At 70.0% G+C, this 19,973-nt stretch carries 17 protein-coding genes; 8 read left to right on the forward strand and 9 right to left on the reverse strand.

Annotation, left to right across the window (positions count from 1 at the left end; translation table 11 throughout):
• Window positions 1-56: 56 nt before the first annotated feature.
• Entirely contained in the window at window positions 57-2,132 is a 2,076-nt protein-coding gene (locus tag IEY14_RS08085; RefSeq protein WP_188907703.1) for a bifunctional sugar-binding transcriptional regulator/dihydroxyacetone kinase subunit DhaK, read from the forward strand.
• Window positions 2,133-2,163: 31 nt separating this feature from the next.
• Window positions 2,164-2,808, forward strand: a complete 645-nt coding sequence (dhaL, locus tag IEY14_RS08090) for a dihydroxyacetone kinase subunit DhaL (protein ID WP_188907704.1) — start codon at window positions 2,164-2,166, stop codon at window positions 2,806-2,808.
• Window positions 2,809-2,993: 185 nt separating this feature from the next.
• Here dhaL and IEY14_RS08095 read toward each other — a convergent pair whose 3' ends face one another.
• Window positions 2,994-4,304 carry a four-carbon acid sugar kinase family protein gene (locus IEY14_RS08095; protein WP_188907705.1) on the reverse strand — a complete coding sequence of 437 codons (1,311 nt, stop codon included), beginning with the start codon at window positions 4,302-4,304 and terminating at the stop codon, window positions 2,994-2,996.
• 7 nt (window positions 4,305-4,311) lie between these two features.
• Window positions 4,312-5,586, reverse strand: coding sequence for a 3-oxo-isoapionate-4-phosphate decarboxylase OiaX (oiaX, locus tag IEY14_RS08100; RefSeq protein ID WP_188907706.1), 1,275 nt, complete (start codon window positions 5,584-5,586; stop codon window positions 4,312-4,314).
• Between the two features lie 104 nt (window positions 5,587-5,690).
• Between oiaX and IEY14_RS08105 the strand changes: the two genes are divergently transcribed.
• A complete protein-coding gene (locus IEY14_RS08105) occupies window positions 5,691-6,440 on the forward strand; it encodes a transcriptional regulator NanR (protein WP_188907707.1) in 750 nt (249 codons plus the stop codon).
• Here the strand turns inward: IEY14_RS08105 and apnL are convergent.
• From apnL to IEY14_RS08140, 7 genes are all read right to left on the reverse strand, one after another.
• A complete protein-coding gene (apnL, locus tag IEY14_RS08110) occupies window positions 6,392-8,317 on the reverse strand; it encodes a D-apionate lactonase (protein ID WP_188907708.1) in 1,926 nt (641 codons plus the stop codon). The two genes, IEY14_RS08105 and apnL, sit on opposite strands and share 49 nt — an antisense overlap.
• Window positions 8,318-8,479: 162 nt before the next feature.
• Complete coding sequence (locus tag IEY14_RS08115) at window positions 8,480-9,511, reverse strand: Gfo/Idh/MocA family protein (RefSeq protein WP_188907709.1); 1,032 nt, start codon at window positions 9,509-9,511, stop codon at window positions 8,480-8,482.
• Window positions 9,512-9,521: 10 nt separating this feature from the next.
• Window positions 9,522-10,349: a phosphogluconate dehydrogenase C-terminal domain-containing protein gene (locus tag IEY14_RS08120; RefSeq protein ID WP_188907710.1), complete on the reverse strand. Its 828-nt coding sequence runs from the start codon at window positions 10,347-10,349 to the stop codon at window positions 9,522-9,524.
• Between the two features lie 40 nt (window positions 10,350-10,389).
• Complete coding sequence (locus tag IEY14_RS08125) at window positions 10,390-11,442, reverse strand: ABC transporter permease (protein ID WP_373288949.1); 1,053 nt, start codon at window positions 11,440-11,442, stop codon at window positions 10,390-10,392.
• Between the two features lie 14 nt (window positions 11,443-11,456).
• Window positions 11,457-13,022 (reverse strand): sugar ABC transporter ATP-binding protein, encoded by a 1,566-nt coding sequence (locus tag IEY14_RS08130; protein WP_188907712.1) that lies wholly within the window; start codon window positions 13,020-13,022, stop codon window positions 11,457-11,459.
• Window positions 13,019-13,669 (reverse strand): DUF2291 family protein, encoded by a 651-nt coding sequence (locus IEY14_RS08135; RefSeq protein ID WP_188907713.1) that lies wholly within the window; start codon window positions 13,667-13,669, stop codon window positions 13,019-13,021. Before IEY14_RS08135 ends, IEY14_RS08130 begins: the two co-directional genes overlap by 4 nt.
• A gap of 92 nt (window positions 13,670-13,761) precedes the next feature.
• Complete coding sequence (locus IEY14_RS08140; RefSeq protein ID WP_188907714.1) at window positions 13,762-14,700, reverse strand: D-ribose ABC transporter substrate-binding protein; 939 nt, start codon at window positions 14,698-14,700, stop codon at window positions 13,762-13,764.
• Between the two features lie 247 nt (window positions 14,701-14,947).
• Here IEY14_RS08140 and IEY14_RS08145 point away from each other — a divergent pair, with 247 nt between their 5' ends.
• The 5 genes from IEY14_RS08145 (at window position 14,948) to IEY14_RS08165 (ending at window position 19,956) form a co-directional block, all read left to right on the forward strand.
• Window positions 14,948-15,406 (forward strand): RrF2 family transcriptional regulator, encoded by a 459-nt coding sequence (locus IEY14_RS08145; protein WP_188907715.1) that lies wholly within the window; start codon window positions 14,948-14,950, stop codon window positions 15,404-15,406.
• A 42-nt stretch (window positions 15,407-15,448) separates the two neighbouring features.
• Window positions 15,449-16,852 (forward strand): FAD/NAD(P)-binding protein, encoded by a 1,404-nt coding sequence (locus IEY14_RS08150; RefSeq protein WP_188907716.1) that lies wholly within the window; start codon window positions 15,449-15,451, stop codon window positions 16,850-16,852.
• 155 nt (window positions 16,853-17,007) lie between these two features.
• Window positions 17,008-17,967, forward strand: a complete 960-nt coding sequence (locus IEY14_RS08155) for a sulfonate ABC transporter substrate-binding protein (RefSeq protein WP_188907717.1) — start codon at window positions 17,008-17,010, stop codon at window positions 17,965-17,967.
• 25 nt (window positions 17,968-17,992) lie between these two features.
• The gene (gene ssuD, locus IEY14_RS08160; RefSeq protein WP_188907718.1) at window positions 17,993-19,171 is read left to right on the forward strand and encodes an FMNH2-dependent alkanesulfonate monooxygenase; all 1,179 of its coding nucleotides are present in this window, start codon (window positions 17,993-17,995) and stop codon (window positions 19,169-19,171) included.
• Window positions 19,168-19,956 (forward strand): ABC transporter permease subunit, encoded by a 789-nt coding sequence (locus IEY14_RS08165; RefSeq protein ID WP_188907719.1) that lies wholly within the window; start codon window positions 19,168-19,170, stop codon window positions 19,954-19,956. Before ssuD ends, IEY14_RS08165 begins: the two co-directional genes overlap by 4 nt.
• Window positions 19,957-19,973: the final 17 nt, after the last annotated feature.

Consider the following 19,973-nt stretch of genomic DNA (forward strand, 5'->3'; position numbering starts at 1 on the left):
CGGCGCGCGAATACTGGTTGGCGACATTATTCAGATCGGCTACAACAAATGTCAATATGTCCTCGGCGACCTCGACCCCTCTCCTGTCCGCTTCTTCTGCGCCCGGCTCCGCGTCCGGCGGGATGGCGCTGCATTTCCAGGACGATCCGCTGCTCTGGGCCGGCTGGCTCTATGCCTGGGACGGGATGACCCAGGGCGACATCGCCAAGGTCATGGGCGTCAGCCGCGCCACCGTGAACGGCTATCTCGCCGAGGCGCGCAGCCGCGGCATCGTCACCCTGACCATGGACGCGGCGCGGCTGTCGGAGCTCTCGATCGCCCAGGCGCTGAAGCGGCATTTCGGCCTGGAGGGCTGCGTCGTCATTCCGCCGGGCGACGGCGAGCGGCCGCTGACCGAGCGGCTCGGCATCGCCGGGGCCAAGGTGCTGCAACAGCTCATCCGGCCGGGCGACCGGGTCGGCGTCTCCTGGGGGCGCACCGTGATGGCGGTCGCCCGCACCATGCCGCCCTTGCGCGTGCCCGATGTCGAGGTGGTGCAGGTGACGGGCGGGCTGACGGCCACCTTCGACTTCTCGCCCGAGCTCTGCATCTCGCGCCTCGCCCAGGCGCTCGGCGCGCGCTCGATCAACATCACCGCGCCCTTGATGGTGTCGAGCCCGGCGGTGCGCGACGTCCTGATGGCGGAGGCGATGCTGGCCGACCAGATGCGCCTCGCGCGCGGCGCCGACCGGCTGCTCTTCGGCATCGGCTCGACCCGCGAGGGGAGCCTCGCCTTCGAATCGCATCTCATCACCCCGCAGGATCTCGAGGCGGCGCATGCCACCCATGCGACGGCGGTGCTCGCCGGGCGGCTGATCGACGATCGCGGCCGGCCGATCGCGGGCCCCCTGGAAGGGCGCACGATCGGCCTGACGCTGGAGGAACTGTCGCGCATCCGCTCGCGCATCGCGGTGGCCGGCGGCTCGGACAAGGTGCAGGCCATCCTGTCGACGCTGCGCGGGCGCTACGCCACGGTTCTCGTCACCGACGCGGTGACGGGGGCGGGCATCCTGCAGGCCGAGGGCGTGCCCGAGGCGCCGGGCGGGCTGCGCGCCGTGAAGAAGGCCAACAGCCAGGGAGGGACGGCCGTGAAGACCAAGAAGCTGATCAACGATCCGGCGAACATCATCGAGGAGATGCTGGAGGGCATCGTCAAGGCGCATCCGAACCATATCCGCGTGGCGCCCGGCCATCCGCGCGCCGTCGTCGCGGTGGACGGGCCGCGCGAGGGCAAGGTCGGCATCGTCGTCGGCGGCGGCTCGGGCCACGAGCCGACCTTTCTCGGCTTCGTCGGCAAGGGGCTCGCCGATGCCTGCGCCGTCGGCAACGTCTTCGCCTCGCCGCCGCCGGACCCGATCGTCGAATGCACCAAGGCCGTCGATGGCGGCGCGGGCGTCCTCTATCTCTTCGGCAACTATGCCGGCGACGTGATGAATTTCGAGATGGCGGCCGAGCTCGCGGCGCTCGAGGATCACGAGGTGCGGATCGTCACGACGACCGACGACATCGCCTCCGCGCCGCTGGCCGAGAAGGAGAAGCGGCGCGGCGTCGCCGGCAATTTCTTCGTCTTCAAGATGGCGGGCGCCGCCGCCGACAAGATGCTGTCGCTCGACGAGGTGGAGCGCGTCGCCAGAAAGGCCAATGCCGCGACCTTCACGGTCGGCGTCGCCTTGTCGCCCTGTTCGCTGCCGCAGACCCGCCGGCCGAATTTCGAGATCGGCGAGGACGAGATGGAGGTCGGCATGGGCATCCATGGCGAGCCGGGCATCAAGCGCGAGCCGCTGAAGCCGGCCGATGCCGTGGTGGACGAGATCATGGAGCGCATCTTCGCCGAACTCCCGAAGGAGACGAAGAGCGTCGCCGTGCTCGTTAACTCGCTCGGCTCGACGCCGCCGATGGAGCTCTATGTCGTCAACCGCCGCGTCCATCAGCGGCTGGAGCGCAAGGGCATCGCGGTGCACGCGACCTGGGTCGGCGGCTACTGCACCTCGCTGGAAATGGCGGGCATGTCGGTGACGGTGACGGCGCTGGACGAGGAACTGACCGAACTCCTCGACCGCCCTTGCGACTGCGCGATGTTCCGCGCCGGCTGAGATTTCGGACCAGAAGAAAGGGGAGGAGAGGATGGGCGAGGTTTCCGCGCGGGACCTGACCGGCATGTTCGAGGCGGTGGCCGCCGCGATCGATCGCGAGAAGGACCGTCTCAGCGAGCTCGACGGGGTGATCGGCGATGCCGATCACGGCGTGACGATGGATATCGGCCTCAAGGCGGTGGTGAAGGCGCTCAGCGCCGAGGGCGCCGCCGCCGACCCGATGACCGTCTTCTCGACGGCGGCGAAATCCTTCCTCAACGCCGTCGGCGCCTCCTCCGGGCCGCTCTACGCGACGGCCTTCCTGCGCGCGGCGGCGGTCGCCAAGGGCCGCGAGACGTTGGATGCCGAGGCGATGACCGAGATCGTCGCCGCCATGGCCGAGGGCATCCGGCATCGCGGCAAGGGGGAGCGCGGCGAGAAGACGATGCTGGACGCCTGGCTGCCGGCGGCGGAAGCCGGACGGGCGGCGCGCGCCGGGGGGCAGGGGCTCGCCGCCTCGCTCGCCGCCGCCGCCACGGCCGCCGAGGAAGGGGCCGAGGCGACGAAGGACATGCTCGCCGCGCGCGGCCGCGCCTCGCGGCTCGGCGAGCGCGCCATCGGCCATATCGACCCCGGCGCCGCCTCCGCCGCCCTCATCCTGCGCACCATCGCCGACCATTTCGCCGGCCGGGACTGACGCGAGGGGCGGCCGGGCGATTTTCGACGCGCCGCCATTCGCGACAGGCCTGAATCCCGCTTGAGGCGAGATCGCGGCTTGGCGGTCTCGCACTTCCTGCCCCCGCCGCGATGACGGGCATCACCGTCCGAGATCACGCAGCGTTACGGTCTCGTTTCGTCTCGCATCTCCCGGCACCGGAGCCTTCACCCGCCGTCGCGCAGGCGGACGAAATAGTCGTCGCCGCCGACCTGGCCGCCCTTCATGGCGAGTTCCAGCCCGTCGAAGGCGGGGTCGAGGCTATGGGCGAGGGTGACGGGCGAGCCGGGCGTCTGCGGGAAGGGCAGGCGCACCGTCAGCGCGAAGACGCCGAGCGCCTGGAGCGCGTGGCTCGACGTGTCGCCGCCGGCGATGACGGCGCGGGAGAGGCCCGCCTCCCGCACGAGTTCCGCCTCGATCCGCCCGAGCGTCGTGCCGATCCGGTGCCGGGCGCCGGCGACGCGGTCGATCTCGGCGCCGAGATCGCTCTCCGGCCCGAGCGCGGTATGGACGAGCGGGCTCAACCCTTCGGCGAGCGCCCGGCGCGCCGCCGCGAGGGCCGCCTCGCTGGCCGCCGTCTCGCCGCCGGCCAGCGCCCGCGCGTCGACAGGCACGAGGACGAAGCCCTCGCGCTCGGCGTGGCGGATCTGGCGCTCGGTCGTCGGCGAGCAGCTGCCCGAGACGATGGCGAGACGCGCGACCGGCGCCAGCGGCGAAAAGCTCCTCGGCTCGTCCAGTGGAGGAATGAGCGCATATTCGACGCCCGACGAGCCGATGACGAAGCGGTGCCCCGCCGCGGCGAGACGGCGGAGATGCCGGCCCGCCGCCGCTTGGCTCGCGGCCTCGGCGACGTCGATGAGAAGCCCGCCCGGCGTCTCGACGAGAAGCGCGTCCAGCCGTCCCTCGGCATCCGGCGCCAGCGTCGCGGCGAGGTCGAGAAGCGCGATCGCCAGCGTGGTCTGCTCGGCGAGATGCAGGCGGAGATCCGCCTCGCGCATCGGCGTCACCGGATGGCGGCTCATTACCGGATGGCGGTCGATGCGATAGGTGGCATCCCGGAAGGCGGCGAAGAGCTGGCCGAAGGCGGTGTAGCGGCGCAGCTGCGGCGCGCCGACGACGAGCGGCACCGCCTTGTCGCCGAAGACGCGGCGGCCGATCTCCAGCGCCCGGCCGATCGAGCCGATGCCGGGGGCGGAATCGAAGGTCGAGCAGACCTTGTAATGGCAGAATTCGGCGCCGGTCGCGGCGAGCCAGCCGAAGATCGGCGCCAGATGCTCATCCATCCAGGCCGGCGTCTCGCTGCGGCTCGTGCCGGCGATGCCGATCGCGCGGGCGGCCGGAAAGCGGGCGCGCTCCTCCTGCGTCGGCACGCCCGTGAAGAGCACGCTGTCCAGCCCGCGCAGGGCCAGGGCTTCGAGGACGTCGGTCGAGCCGGTGAAGTCGTCGCCGTAATAGGCGAGGAAGGGTCGTTCGGACATGGCGGTCTCACGCATGCTTGCCATCGGCGAATTTCTCGATCGCGCGGGCGAGGTCCGGATGGTCCGTGGCATAGATGCCGAGATCGATGCCGGCCACCGCCGCCTCCCAGGCCTGGCGCACGGCGCGCACGCCGGCCGCCGGGCCGCCCGGATGGCTGACGACGCCCCCGCCGCAAAGATAGAGGAGATCGGTGGAGCCGCCGGTCGCCGCATAGGTGTCGGGCGCCTGACCGCCCCATTGCCCGGAGCCGACCACCGGCAGCGGCCGGTCGTCGGGCGAGAAGATCGGCTGCTGCAAGGCCTTGAAGGAGCGCACGAAGCTCTCGTCCGGCTCCCAGTATTTCACGCGGATGCCGTTGATCTGGAACTGGTCGATGCCGGACAGGCGCCAGAACGGCTCCCAGGCGGCGAAGTCGAAGCCGAGCGCGGCATGGCGCGTGAGGATGTCCCAGCCGTTGCGATGGGCATGCAGCACGAGCTTCGAGCGCTTGCGCAGGAAGGTGAGGCCGCCGAGCCCGACCGAGGCGATGTTGATCACCGCCGCGTTGCCGCCGGCCTCGGCCACGATGTCATGGTTGCGCATCATCGTGTCGGGATCGGCGGCCGAGATGCCGAAGGCATACATCACCTTCTTGCCCGTCTTCTGCTCGTGGTCGAGGATCACCGGCATGATCGCCTTCACCCGGTCCTCCAGGCTGGAATAGGCCGGGCTCATCAGCTTCTCGTCGTCCTTGATGAAGTCGACGCCGGCCTCCACCAGCTCCTTCACCATCGCCGCCGTCTCGTGCGGGCGCAGGCCGAGCGCCGGCTTGACGATGGTGCCGACGAGCGGCCGGCCCTCGACGCCGGTGAGGCGCCGCGAGCCGGCGATGCCGAATTGCGGGCCGGGATAGGCGCCGGCGAAGCTCGCCGGCAGGCGGATGCCGAGAACGCGGATGCCGGAAAGCTCCCGGATCGACCAGACACCGCCGATCGCGATCGTCATCAGCGCCGCGAGATCGGTGCCGACCGCCTCCACCGGAAAGGCGATGTCGGCTTCCGCCCGGTTGAAGCGGCTGCCCGTGGCGAAGGCCGGATGGTCGCGGCCGAAGCCGGGCTCCGCGACCGGCTCCAGCGGCCGGAGCGCGATCACCCGCGCCGCGACGCGCGCCTTCACCTCTTCCGTCTCGCCGGGCAGGGCGACGAAGGTGCCGGTGGACTGGTCGCTGGCGATCTTGGCGGCGACGCGCTCCGGATCGCCGGGCGTTTCGATGCGATAGGTGACGATGATCGCGTCCTGCATCACGATGCTCCCGAACGGAGAAGAGGCGAGACAGGCCGGGGCATGGCATGCGCTCGCGAAGAGGTATAATGATTGTTCCAGTCGGCGCCCAGCCGGAGAGAGCCATGCCGATGCCGACCGAGCAGATCGTCCGCCGCAAGCTGTCGACGGAAGTCTACGAGCGCCTCCGGGCGATGATCACCTCCGGCCAGGTTCGGCCGGGCGACCAGATGCCCTCCGAGCGCGAACTGATGGAGCGCTTCGGCGTCGGCCGGCCGGCGATCCGCGAGGCGATGCAGGCGCTGGAGAAGAGCGGGCTGCTCGCCATCCAGCATGGCGAGCGGGCGCGGGTGACGGAGCCGACGCCGCGCTCGCTCTTCGGCCAGCTCGACGACGCGGCGCAGATCATGCTCTCGACCTCGCCGGGCGCGCTCGGCCATCTGAAGGAGGCGCGCATCTTCTTCGAGCGCGGCATCGCGCGCCGCGCCGCCGAGACGGCGACGCCGGCCGATGTCGCGGCGCTCGGCGAATTGATCGAGGCGCAGCGCCGGGCGCTCGGCGAGGCGGATGCCTTCATCGCGGCGGATATGCGCTTCCACGTCCGCATCGCCGCGATTCCCGGCAATCCGATCTTCGAGGCGATGGCCGAGGCGATGCTCGGCTGGCTGAAGGAATATCACACCGAGATGCTGATCTGGACCGGCAAGGAGCGCTTCACCCTTGCCGAGCACGAGCGCATCCTGGAGGCCATCGCCGCGCGCGACGCCGAGGCGGCCGAACGGGCGATGGTCGAGCATCTGGAGCGGTCGGCGGCGCTCTATGTGCATCAGGGCGTCGAGGCGGTGAGCGCCCCTTCCACTCGGACGACCGCATAGGGGCCGAGCGTGAGGTCCGGTCCTGCCGCCGCGCCGCGCTGCCAGCCGGCGGCGCCGGCCTCGAGCCGCGCCGTCTCGGCCGAGCCGAGGTCCGGCAGAAGGACCCGCTGCGGCTCGGGCGTCAGATTGGCGAGCCAGAGGCACACCCGTCCGTCGCCGGTCTCGGCCGCGACGCCGTCGACCCGCGAGGCGGCGGCGGACCGGAGCGCGAGGCGGGGCAGGCCGGACAGCGCCGCCATGCCCTCCGCCACATGGAACAGCGGATGGCGCCGCGTGTCGTCGCCCTGCCGCGCGATAAGGCCGCGCGGGCCGGCGAGCGTCGCGCCGGTCCAGGCCTCGATCCCGGCCCCCGCCAGCCGCGCCGCATAGCCGACCAGCCAGGCGGCGGCGAAGAGCCCGCGCCCGCGCGGGTCCTCGGCCGCCATGGCGATGCGGCGGTTCTCCGGGTTGGGCATGGTGCGCGAGCCATAGGGATTCTGGCGCATGCCGATCGTCACGGGGCCGAGATGATAGGGCTTGTCCCGCCCGATGATCGCCCGCGTCGAGCGGGTGATGAAGGGGATCGCCTCCAGGCTCTGCATCACGCTGAGATCGTCGGCGGCATGGACGATCGGGCAGGTCGCATGAGTCACGTAGTCGAGGAGGCCGACCGGCGGGCGCTTGCGGTTCAGCTCGGTGAAATAGCTGAACATGCCGCCGCCGAGCCGCAGGCCGGGAAAGGCCTGCCGGGCCGCCGCATAGACGGCGTCGAGCGGCGGGCAGGGCGGCCAGGCGCTGCCGGGCGGCGTCGACTGGCGATCGACCGAAGGGCCGACCGTGACGGCGCTCGGATCGAGGCCGCTCGCGGCGACGAGCGCGGCGCTCTCGCGAAGTTCCGCGCCGGGATCGCCGATGCCGGGCAGGACGCATTCCAGCATCGCCTCGGCGCCGGGCGCCAGCGCGCGGACCGCCGCGAGCCGTGCCAGTTCCGCCGCGCCATGGCCGGCGGTCGGATCGAAATGGAACAGGAGATGCCGGGGCGCGAGATCGCGGAGGGCGTCCGGAGCGGCGAGGATGTCCCCGGCCTCGTCCGGGGCGACGAGCAGGCCGAAAGCGGGAAAGCGCTCGCCGGTCGTGGGTCCGAGGCCGAGCCTCACCGGACCGGCGCCATCGGCGGCGACGGCCGGCACGTCGCGCCCGCCCTCGATCTCCAGGACGATGCGCTGGCGCATGGTCGCGCCGACGGGCAGGCGATAGGGCCAGGGCAGGGCCAACGGGCGGACATAGGTCTTGTAGGACGCGTCGGACCAGGCGCGCTGGTCCTCCATCTCGAAGACGTCGCCCTCCATCCGGCAGAGGGCGGCAAGGCCCGGCGCCGGCTCGTGGCGGATCGCCGCGATGTCCTTGAACGGCTGCCAGGGCTCGATCAGATCGGGAAAGCGCGCCGTCTCGACGCTGCCGTCCGTATGGACGACGCGGGCGAGCCGGCCGGCGACGCCCTCGATCGGGTGCAGGATGCAGAAGCCGCAGCGATTGGTCTCGAAATCGCCCTCCGGGCGGGCGCTCGCCTCGAAGACCAGCCGGCCCGAGGCCTCGCCCCGGATCGTCGCCTCGATGGCGAGCCAGGCGCCGTCCGGCGCGGTGCAGGCGGCGCGCCAGGCGACGGTGAAGCCGGCCGCATCCTCGGCGACGGTCGGCGCGTCGATGCCGAGATCGTAGGTGCCCCAGTCGCGGTCGCGCACGACATAGGCGATGGCGCGCAGCACCTCGTGGCCGGCGAAGCGGATGGCGCGGAGATTGCCGGCGACGAGATCGGCCTCCAACCGCCCGGCCCGCAGGCGCCGATGCGGCGCGGGCGGCTCGTCCGTGCCGTAGAGGGCGAGGCGATCGTCACTCATGTCGGTGGATTTCCTCGAAGGGCAGGGGCCTTCCGGCGTGTGACGGGCCGCCGCTCGTGTCGTTCCGCCGCCGCGACGAGCGAAATCCATCGCCGCGATCGCCCGGCTCGGCTCCCGCGAAAGACGAGACCGGGCCGGTCGCGGACGAAGCGGCCGGACGCATCACTGCGCGTCCGGGTCGAGCGTCAGCCCGCCTTTCGCGGCGCTGGCATAGGCGGCCTCGACGAGGGCGAGCGTCTTCAGGTTGTCGCGGCCCGAGGTTTCGGGCTCGCGGCCGGCGCGCAGGGCTTCGACCCAGTGGCGCTGGATCGCGGCGACGCTTTCCTGGATGTTGTGCCAGGGGCGCGACGCCCAGGGAAGGAGCGGCGGCGAGACGTCCTCGTGCCGCGTGTCCCCGCCGCTCGTGACGGCGAGGCGATAGTTCGCCCCGAGCCGCAGGCTGCCCTCCGTGCCGTCGATCTCGATCAGCGTCTGCGGAAAGAGCTCCTCTTCCAGCCGCGTCGCATAGGAACAGTCGACGACGCTCGTCGCGCCGTCCTTGTGGGCGAGGAGCATGGTCGCGACATCCTCGCCCCTGATCCTCGGATTGACCCGCTGGATGCGGGCCGTCATCGCCGAGGCGTCGCCGAGGAGGAAGCGCGCGATGTCGAGCGCGTGGATGCCGAGATCCTCGATGATGAAGCGCTCGCCCTCCGCTAGATAGGGCTGGCCGGCATAGACGTCATAGGCCGAGCGGAAGGAGACGCGGCCGAAGAACGGCCGGCCGATCGCGCCCGAGCGCAGCGCCCGGCCGACCGCCTGGATCGGCGACTGCCAGCGGAAGTTCTCGTGCACCATCAGCGGCACGCCCGCTGCGTCGCAGGCCTCGACCATCGCCCGCGCGTCGTCGAGCGTCGGCGCGAAGGGCTTCTGGCAGATCACCGGAATCCGCAGCGAGGCGGCGAGCTCCACCAGGGCGCGATGGCTCGGCGCGGTCGTCGCGATGTCGACGAAATCCGGCCGGACCTCGCGCAGCATCGTCTCGGCGTCGCCATAGCGGCGCTCGATGCCGAAGCTGTCGCCCATGGCGGCGAGCCGCGCCGGATCGCGGTCGCAGATCGCCGCGATGGCGACGCCCTCGATCCCGGCCCAGCCATGCATCTGGTTGACGGCGAAGAAGCCGCAGCCGATCAGCGCCCCGCGCAAGTCGCTCATGACGACGGCCTCAGGTGATGCGGCGGATGGAGGCCGCGAGCTCTTCCGGCTCGAAGACGCGCTTCCAGTCGTCGCGCATCAGCATCGGCTTGCCGAATTCGATCGCCTTGTTGCAGGCGTCGGAGAACACGCCCTGCGTCTCCTCGAAGATCACCGAGCCCAACACGTTCATATGGCCGAGCAGGAAGTCGCGGGCGGCCTCCTTCGGCACGCCGCGCCGCACCACCTCGTCCATCGCCTCGCGCATGGCGACGAGCAGGCTGGCGCAGACGGTTTCCGACAGGCCAGGTTCGAGAAGCGCCATCTGCTCGACGGTGACGCGGTGCGAGCGCATCACCGGCGCCCAGATCACCTTCGCCACCTCCTCGCCCAGCGCATAATGCTCGTCCGGCCCCTGCATCAGGGCGGAGACGATATGCTGCTTGGCCGCGATGCCGCCGAAGAAGTCGCGCTTGGCCGCCATCTCCGTCTCATCGTTGAAGATCGGCGGATGGCAGGGATGGGTGACGAAATAGGTGAGATCCGGCCGCTCCGGCAGATGGCCGGCGAAGGGGGCGGCGGCGTCGAGGATGACGACGATGGTCCCGGGCTTCAAGCTCTTCTCGATGCCGGACGAGACCTTGCCGATCAGCGTGTCGGGCACCGCGAGGATCACGACCTCGGCGCCGTCCAGCGCCGCCTCCGGCTCGACGCAGTCGAAGCCGAGGCCGGTCTTCAGGCGCTCGCGGCCGGCGGGGCTCAGCTCCACATGGCGCACCTCGAAGCGCGAGGCCTTCAGGTTGCTGGCGAGGCGGTAGCCCATCTTGCCGCCGGCGCCGAAGAGTGCGACTGCCGTCATGACAATCCCTTTCCTTGTCTGATCTTGATCTGCCGGCCGCTCAGCGGCCGAGCGCCGCCTGGCGCTGCAGCGCGAGCTTCTGCTGGAGGCGCTGCTGGAACTGGTCGACCACCACGGCCGCGATGATGACGAGACCCTTGATGACGGTCTGCCAGAAGGAGGAGACGCCCATCATCACGAGGCCGTCCGACAGGATGCCGATGACGAAGGCGCCGACCACCGTGCCTCCGATCCGGCCGCGCCCGCCGGACATGGAGGTGCCGCCGAGCACCGCCGCCGCGATGGCGTTCAGTTCGAAGGTCTCGCCGGTCGCCGGATGCGAGGCGACGAGCTGCGAGGCGATGATGATGCCGACGATCGCCGCGCAGAAGCCGGAGAACATGTAGACGAACATCTTGACCCTGGCGACCTTGATGCCCGACAGCGCCGCCGCGCGCTCGTTGCCGCCGACGGCGTAGATATGCCGGCCGAGCGGCGTGCGGGCGGCGAGATAGGCGGCGCCGAGCCCGACGACGACAAGGACGAGGATCGAGACCGGGATGCCGGCGAGCGAGCCGGCGCCGATGAAGGGGAAGCTCGTCGTGCCCCATTCGGCATTGCCGGAGAGATTCGGGAAGGTCGCGCCGTTGGAGGAGAGCAGCGCCATGCCGCGCGCCACGTAGAGCGTGCCGAGCGTCGCGATGAAGGGCGCGACGTTGAGCCGGGTGATGAGCAGCCCGTTCACGACGCCGATCAGGACGCCGACGAGGAGCGTCAGGCCGACGATCTCGAAGGTGTTCAAGAAGATCGTGTAGCCGGTGAATTCGAGCGTGACGCCGTTGAGCACGAGATAGCCGGCGACCATGCCGCACAGGCCGACGATCGAGCCGACGGAGAGATCGATGCCGCCGGTGATGATGACGAAGGTCATGCCAATCGCCAGAAAGGCGTTCAGCGCCACGTGCTCCGACATGATGACGAGATTGGCCGTCGACAGGAAGTTCGGCGCGGCGAAGGAGAAGAAGGCGACCACCGCGATCAGCGCGATGAAGGTGCGCGCCTTCAGGACGAGAAGGGCGAGGGAGAGATCGCCCGCCGGCTTGGGCGCGGTCATCGCGTCGACGCTCATCAATGCAGCTCCCGGCGGGTGTCGCTCGTCTTCGAGGAAGGGGCATGGCCGAGGAAGGACAGGGCGACGACCTTCTCCTCGCTCGCCTCGCGTCGGTCCATCTCGCCGGTGATCCGGCCGTTCGACATTACGACGATGCGGTCGGAGAGCTCCATCACCTCCTCGAGGTCCGAAGTGACGAAGAGGATGCCGAGGCCCTGGCTGGCGAGCTCGCGCATCACGCGGAACACTTCCGCCTTGGCGCCGATGTCGATGCCCCGGCTCGGCTCGTCCATCAACAGCACCTTCGGCCCCGTCATCAGCGCCTTGCCGATGACGATCTTCTGCTGGTTGCCGCCGGAGAGCGAGGAGACGGGCGCGTCGAGCGAGGCCACCTTGACCGCGAGCTTGCGGACGAATTCGGCGACGCCGCGCTTCTCGCGCTTCACGTCGAGATGGAAGCCCGTCGTGAAGGCCGAAAGGCTCGACATCGACATGTTCTCGCAGACCGAGAGGATCTGGACGAGACCTTCCGCCTTGCGGTCCTCGGGGATCAGCGCGATGCCGCGCTTGATGCGGCCATGGATCGAGCGCTCGGCGAGTTCCTGGCCGGCGAGCGTCACGCGGCCCTTCGCGCCGGAGAGGCGGCCCATGATGCAGTCGAAGAGTTCCGAGCGCCCGGCGCCCATCAGCCCGTAGATGCCGACGATCTCGCCGGCCCGCAGCGACAGCGACACGTGGTCGACGGCGAAGCCTCCGCCCTTGCGCGGCAGGGTCATGTCCTCGACGGCGAGGATCTCCGCGCCGAAATCGTGATGGATGGTCTTGGCGAAGTCCTTGGAGGCCGAGCCGATCATCGCCCGGACGATCCAGGGCACGTCGACCTCGCGCATCGGCCGCGAGCCGGTGATCCGCCCGTCGCGCAGGACGGTGATGTGGTCGCCGATCCGCACCAGCTCTTCCAGGCGGTGCGAGATATAGACGATGGCGACGCCCTGCGCCTTCAGTTCGCCGATGACGCGGAACAGGATCTCGACCTCGGCGGCCGAGAGCGCGGAGGTCGGCTCGTCCATGATGATGATCCGCGCGTCCTGGCTGAGGACCTTGGCGATCTCGACGATCTGCTGCTCGCCGATGCGCAGGTCCCCGACCGGGGTCGCCGGATCGTTGGCATGTTCCAGCCGTTCGAGCAGGCGCTTCGCCGCCGCGTTCTGCGCCGCGCCGTCGATGTCGACGCCGCCGCGCGTCTTCTCGCGGCCGATGAAGATGTTCTCGGCGATCGTCATGTTCGGAAAGAGGTTGAGCTCCTGGAACACGATGCCGATGCCGTGGCGCGCCGCGTCCGCCGTGCCGGCGAGGGTGACGCGCTGGCCGCCCATCAGGATCTCGCCCTCGGTCGGCTGCTCGACGCCGGCGATGATCTTCATCAGCGTCGACTTGCCGGCGCCGTTCTCGCCGACCAGGACGTTGACGGCGCCCCGGCGCACGTCGAAATCGACGCCCTTCAGCGCCTGCGTGCCGGGATAGACCTTGGTGGCGCCCCGGACGGACAGGACGATCTCGTCCCTTTCGGCGGGGGCGCTCACGATTGCGGGCTTTCGAGGCGAAGGGTGACGGGGGTGAAGAGCAGCTTGTCGGACGCGCTCTTCAGGGTGAAGACGCCCGCCGCCACGATCTTCTGGCCGACGAGCCGGTCGCGCGGCAGGTCCTTCAGCGCCGTGTCGTAGGCGGCGGTGTTGAAGCTCTTGGCGACATCGGCGAATTCGATCTGGTTCTTCACCTGCGTGAAGGAGACGAAGGGCAGGGCGTCGCGGATCGAGGTGCCCTTGATGACCGGGCCGAGCTGCACCGTCACGTCCGGCTTGCCGTCGCCGTCGAGATCCACCTCGGCGGTGGCGGCGCGCGATTCGGTGTTGGCGGCGGTGACGGTGCCGGCAAGGCGCGTGACGAAGTTCCAGGGCGCGCCTTCGCCGGCCTCTCGATAGCCGTATTTCGCGCCGGCGCCCGCGAGATCGGCCTTGGCGGCGGCCGCGACCTCGGGGAAGGGGGCGGCCTTCTCCTCGACATAGGGCACGACCTTGGTCGCCCAGAGGCCGGTCGCGTTGGCGGCGGCGCTCGGCTTGGCGGCGGCCGCGGCGCGGGCCGCCAGCTCCTCGGTCTTGATGATCTTGCAGCCGGCCATGCCGAGCGCGAGGGCGGCGAGGGAAACGGAAATCAGCGCGTGACGGACCATGCCGCGGCTCCCGGAGCGTCGGGTGGAAAGGCGGCGCCGCGAGGGGCGCCGCCGGCGGGGACGGGATGGCGGCCGCGCGGCCGCCGCCGCCGTCACTCCTTCATCGCGAAGGTTTCGAGCTTGTCGGCATTGTCCTTGTTGATGAGGATGCAGTCCATCAGCTGCTTCTCCTCGGCCCCGGTCTTGCCGTCGGCGAGATAGGCCTTGGCCTGCTCGACCGCGAGCTGGGCCTGGCGATAGGCCGGCTGGAGCACGGTGGCCTTGATGCCGCCCTTCTTGATGGAGTCGCGCACGTCGTTCGAGCCGTCGAAGCCGACGACGATGACGTCGGTACGGCCCGCCGCCTCCAGCGCCGCCCAGGCGCCCATGGCCATCGTGTCGTTGCCCGAGATGACGCCCTTGATCTCCGGATTGGCCTGGAGGATCGTCTGCATCTTCTCGAAGGCCTCGGTCTGGCTCCAGTTGGCCGACTGCTGCGCCACCATCTTCATGTCGGGATACTGGTCGATCACGTCGTGATAGCCGCCGGAACGGATGCCGGCATTGGTGTCCGCCTCGCGGCCGACGAGCTCTGCATAGGGGCCTTTCTCGCCCATCAGCTTGACGAATTCCTCGGCGCCGAGCTGGGCGCCCTGGTAGTTGTTCGAGACGATCTGCGAGACGGCGATGCCGCTCTCGTTGATCTCGCGGTCGATGAGGAAGCTCGGGATGCCGGCGTTCTTCGCCTTCTGCACGGCGGCGGTCGTGGCGGCGGCCCCGGCATTGTCGAGCACGATGGCCTTGGCGCCGCGCGCGATCGCCGTGTCGAAGAGCTGGTTCTGCTTGTTGGCGTCGTCGTCATGGACGAGGATCAGGGGCTCGAACCCGAGCTCCTTGGCTTTCGCCGCCGCGCCCTCGGCTTCCGCCTTGAAGAACGGGTTGTCGTGGCTCGGCGTGATGATCGCGATCAGATCCGCCGCGAGCGAGACGCCGGGCAGCGAGACCGCCGTGACGGTCGCGAGCGCAAGGGTCCGCAGGAAATGCTTGAGCACGGCTTCCTCCCTGATGCCGAGAATGATGTCGCCCGTCGCCGACCTCCTTCGGCGATGCGCGAGGTGTTTGTAATCGACACTCAGATACTGATCAACTGGTATGATGAGTATTTGTTTGCGCGGCCTTCGGTCGTGGGCAAGGGTTTCGACGGCCGGGAAATTGGGGCGATCCCGCGCGTTCGGCGCTTGACGAGACCGTCGGACAATCCATAAATCTTATAGACGTTAGGGACTCGGCGGAGCCGCGATGCTCACGATGAAGGGGAAATATGGCCTCAAGGCCATGCTGCATCTGGCGTCCGTGCCGCCCGGACGGCTGACGCTGTCCGAGGAGATGGCGAAGGCGAACAACATCTCGAAGAAGTTCCTCGACGCCATTCTCGGCGAGTTGCGCAATGCCGGCTTCGTCCATGCGCGCAAGGGGCGCAACGGCGGCTACGGCCTCGCCCGTCCCGCCGGCGAGATCCGCGTCGGCCATGTGCTGCGCGTTCTCGACGGACCGCTGGCGCCGATCTCCTGCGCCAGCCGCACCGCCTATCGCCGCTGCGACGACTGCACCGACGAGGAGCGCTGCAGCGTGCGCCTCGTGATGCTGGAGGTGCGCAACGCCATCTCGGCCGTCCTCGACGGCAAGACGCTGGCGGAACTGAAGGAGATGCCGGCGCTGGCCGCGCTCGCGGAGGACCATATCGCGTCGAGCGCCTGACGCGACGAACCCGAAACCTCGACCCCTGAAGGAGTGCCGTATATGCGAGACAAGCGTGTCGTCATCGTCGGCGGAGGGGCCAGCGGCGTCATCCTCGCCGCCCATCTGCTCCGTCTTCCGGGCCGGGACCTCAGGGTCACGCTGATCGAGCGGGCCGGGACCATCGGGCGCGGCGTCGCCTATGGCACGCCCGAGCCGAGCCACATCCTCAACACCCGCGCCGCCTCGATGAGCGCCTTCGCGGACGATGCCGACCATTTCTGGCGCTGGCTGCTGCGCTCCGGCGCCTCGGCCGACACGCGCTGCTCCGATCCCTTCTGCTTCGTGCCCCGCCGCGTCTATGCCGACTATCTCGGCGACCTGACGCGGTCCTGGCGGGCGGGGGCGGGCGACGGGCGGCTCGACGTCGTGACCGGCGACTGCGTCGGGATCCGCGAGGTGCAGGGCGGCATCGCCGCCGAGCTCGCCGACCGGACGGTGCATGTCGGCGACGTCGCGGTGCTCGCCACCGGCCACGACCTGCCCGAGCCCGCCGCCGACAGCCCCTATGTCAGTCCCTGGATGGTGCCGCGCGAGGCGGGAATTGCGCCGGCCGACCGCGTCTTCGTCATCGGCACCGGCCTGTCGATGGTCGATGCGGTGGTGGGTCTCGCCAATTCCGGCCATCGCGGCCGCATCACCGCCTTGTCGCGGCACGGCAAGCTGCCGCTCGCGCATCAGCGCACCACGCCGATGCGGATCGACGCGGCGGACGTGCCCTTCGGCACCGACATCTCCTATCTCCTGCGCTGGTTCCGCCGCACGGCGGGCTGGGTGGCCGAGCGCGGCGGCGACTGGCGCGACGTGATGGACGGGGTGCGCCCGCATGTCGCCGAGATCTGGCAGTCGCTGTCGCCGGCGGCGCGGCGCCGCTTCCTGCGCCATGCCCGCACCTTCTGGGAGATCCACCGCCACCGCATGCCGCCGGAAAGCGAGCTGCGCCTGCACGGCGCGATGGCGACAAGCCATCTCGATCTCGTCGCCGGCCGCTTTCTCGGCATCGAGCCGGACGGGGCGGGGGTCCGCGTCCATTTCCGCCGGCGCGGCGCGGCGGCGCCCGAGAGCCTCGTCGTCGCCAAGGTCGTCGACTGCAAGGGCATTCTCCGCGATCCGGCCGAGGCTGGCGCCGGTCTCGTCAGGACGCTGATCGACAAGGGCGCCGCGCGGCCCGATCCGCTGCGCATCGGCCTCGATGTCGACGGCGCCTGCGCCGTGGTCGATCGCGACGGCCGCGCCTCGCCGCGCCTCTTCGCCATCGGCCCGGTGACGCGGGCCCGTTTCTGGGAAGTGACGGCGATCCCCGATATCCGCGTCCAATGCGCCCATCTGGCGCAGCGGCTGGCCGAGACGCTGACCCGCGACGGCGCCGCCGCGCCCGGCGGCCTCACCTCGCTGTCGATCTACTGACGGAGCGCCTCCGGCGCCGCCGTTTCACGAAGGGCGGAACCCGGAGCCGTGATTTCCGCTTATCGTCTATCGAAATAGTATTGTTTTGCTCTGTCAGGCGCGGAGCGGCGGCTAGGCTCTCATCATCGAAACCGCGACGCCGAAGGGTTCTCGCCATGAAACGACGTCATTTCCTCGGCAGCCTCGCCCTCGCCTCGCTGGGCCTTGCCACCGGCCTGCCGATCATCGCCCGGGCGGAAGGCCTCACCCGGTTCAATATCGGCTTCCAGAAGAACGGCGTCCTCGTCGTCGCCCGCAACCAGAAGCTCATCGAGACGGCGCTGGCGCCGCAGGGCATCGAGGTGAACTGGATCGAGTTCCAGTCCGGCCCGCCGCTCCTCGAGGCGATGAATGTCGGCTCGGTCGATTTCGGCACGACGGGCGACACGCCGCCGATCTTCGCGCAGGCCGCCTCGGCCGACATCGTCTATGCGGCGGCGTTGCCCTCCAAGGGCCGGAACTCCGCAATCCTCGTGCCGAAGGACAGCCCGATCAGCACCCTCGCCGACCTCAAGGGCAAGAAGCTCGCCTTCACCAAGGGGTCGAGCGCCCACAATGTCGCGGTGGTGGCGCTCGAAAAGGCGGGCCTGTCCTATGCCGACATCCAGCCGGTGACGCTCAGCCCCGCCGATGCCGGCGCCGCCTTCGCCACCGGCGCGATCGACGCCTGGAGTATCTGGGACCCGTTCTATGCCGGCGCCGAACTGAACCAGGGCGCCCGCGTCCTCGCCAAGGGCGACGAGCTTCTCGGCGCGACGAATTCCTTCTTTCTCGCCAATGGCCGCTTCGCGAAGGACCATGCCGATGTCCTGAAGGCGGCGATCGCCGCGCTGGGCCAGGCCGGCGACTGGGCGAACACGCACAAGGACGGCGTCGCCGAGGCGCTGGCCGCCGCGACCGGCGTACCGGTCGAGATCCAGAAGCTCACCGCCGAGCGGGGCGAGTTCACCGTGACGCCGGTGACGCCGGAGATCGTCGCCACCCAGCAGGCGGTCGCCGATCGCTTCGCCACGCTCGGCCTCATCCCGGAGCGGGTGGAGATCGCCGCGCGGGTCTGGACCGCGCCGCAGAGCTGATCCCCTTATCCGAAAGGCTTTTCCGATGAACACCCATGTCTTCGTGAAGGATCGCCCGCTGGATTTCTTCTGGTTTCTGCCGACCTCGGGCGATGGTCGCTATCTCGGCTCGGCGATCGGCAATCGCGAGCCGGACAATGCCTATATGCGCGAGATCGCCGTCGCCGCCGACCGGCTCGGCTATGATGGCGTCCTCCTGCCGACCGGCCAGTTCTGCGAGGATTCCTGGATCACCGCCGCTTCCGTCGCGCCCTTCACGCAGCGGCTGAGATATCTGGTGGCGATCCGGCCGGGCGTCGCGACGCCGGCGCATTACGCGCGGCAGGCCGCCGCGCTCGACCGTCTGACCAACGGGCGCCTTCTCCTCAACGTCGTCGTCGGCGGCGAGGCGAAGGAGCTCGCCGTCGACGGCGTCGGTCTGGCGCATGACGAGCGCTATGCCCATGCCGCCGAGTTCCTGACCATCTGGCGCGGCCTGATGGCCGGCGAGACGGTCGAGTTCCAGGGCGACCATCTCTGGGCGAAGGGCGGCCGCAACGTCTTCCCGCCAGTGCAGCGCCCCCATCCGCCGCTCTATTTCGGCGGCTCCTCGGACGCCGCCGTCGAGCTCGCCACCGATCAGGTGGAGATGTATCTCACCTGGGGCGAGCCGCCTGAGCAGGTGAGGGAGAAGATCGAGCGGGTGCGCGCGAGCGCCAAGGCCAAGGGCCGCGCGCTGCGCTTCGGCATCCGCCTGCACCTCATCGTCCGCGAAACGGAGGCCGAGGCCTGGGCCGAGGCCGAGCGCCTGATCTCGCATGTCACCGACGAGGCGATCGCCGCCGCGCAGAAGCGCCTCGAGGAGGAAAGCGACAGCGTCGGCCAGAAGCGCATGTCGGCGCTGCATGGCGGGCGTCGCGACCGCCTGGAAGTCGCGCCCAATCTCTGGGCCGGCATCGGCCTCGTGCGCAAGGGCGCCGGCACGGCCCTGGTCGGCGATCCCGAAACGGTGGCGGCGCGCATTCGCGAGTATCAGGCGCTCGGCATCGATACCGTGATCGCCTCTGGCTATCCGCATCTGGAGGAGGCGCATCGCGTCGCCGAGCTGCTCTTCCCGCAGCTCGGGCGCATCGCCGGCAATTGGGGCCGCGTCGAGCGCTCGCTCGACGGCGACCGGGCCGGCTTCGCCTCCGAATCCGGCATCGGCGCGGCGCGCGCCCTATGAGCCGGCTCGTCGCGACCCGCAGCGGCGCCCATGCCGAGCGCCTTCTGCCCTATCTCCTGCCGGCGGCGCTTCTCGTCGCCTGGCAGCTTTCGGCCAGTTTCGGCTGGCTGCCGAAGAACGTGCTGCCGTCGCCGCTCGGCGTCCTCGCGGCGGCGGTGAAGCTCGGCGGCAATGGCGAACTCGCCGCCCATCTGTCGGTCAGCCTCTGGCGGGCGCTGGGCGGCCTTCTGATCGGCGCCTCGATCGGCTTCGCCCTCGGCCTCGCCAACGGCCTGTCGCGCCTGTCCGAGACCGTCCTCGACACCAGCCTCCAGATGGTGCGCAACGTGCCGCATCTGGCGCTGATTCCGCTCGTCATCGTCTGGTTCGGCATCGGCGAGGAGGCCAAGCTCTTCCTCGTCGCGCTCGGCGTGTTCTTCCCCGTCTATGTCAACACGTTCCACGGCATCCGCTCGGTCGATCCGCAGCTGCGCGAGATGGCGCGGGTCTACGGCTTCACCCGCCCGGAACTGTTCACGCGCGTCGTCCTGCCAGGCGCCATGCCCTCGATCCTGGTCGGCCTGCGCTACGCGCTCGGCATCATGTGGCTGACGCTGATCGTCGCCGAGACCATCTCGGCCTCGGCCGGGCTCGGCTACATGGCCATGCAGGGGCGCGAGTTCATGCAGCTCGACGTCGTGGTGCTCGCCATTCTGATCTACGCGCTGCTCGGCAAGCTCGCCGATGTCGTGGTGCGCCTTCTCGAACGGCGGGTGCTTGCCTGGCACCCCGCCCATGCCCGCTGATCCTGGACGGAGATCCT

It is taken from the genome of Aureimonas endophytica (assembly GCF_014642635.1).
Classification (GTDB): Bacteria; Pseudomonadota; Alphaproteobacteria; order Rhizobiales; family Rhizobiaceae; genus Plantimonas; species Plantimonas endophytica.